Source organism: Pseudomonas sp. SDO5522_S412 (assembly GCF_054071215.1).
This window is the reverse complement of sequence record NZ_JBSVWQ010000459.1, coordinates 1-301: the sequence shown is the minus strand read 5'-3', so window position 1 is coordinate 301 and position 301 is coordinate 1. Positions and strand designations below refer to the sequence as shown.

General features: G+C 56.5%; 1 pseudogene. It reads left to right on the top strand.

Annotated features, from left to right (window positions below):
• Nucleotides 1-222, top strand: a pseudogene (locus ACW9I6_RS32445) (hypothetical protein); the annotation flags it as partial.
• Nucleotides 223-301 lie beyond the last annotated feature (79 nt).

Here is a 301-nt window from a genome sequence, read left to right as displayed (position 1 = left end):
GCCATCGTGGTTGACGGGGCCCGCAGATCAAAATCAAAAGCAGATCAAGATCAAAAGCACGCAGCCTCGCTGGCGCTCGACAACTGCTACGGGGTGGCTCTGCTCTTCTGTGGGAGCTGGCTTGCCTGCGATGCAGACACCTCGGTGGATCAGGTACACCCAGTCGATGCTATCGCAGGCAAGCCAGCTCCCACATTTGACCGTGCCCGCTCTAGCTTTTGATTTGGCTGTTGCTTTTGCTTCACCACACTCAAGCCGGCCGGTAGGCCGCTGTGCTCTTGCTTTTGATCTTGATCTTAGG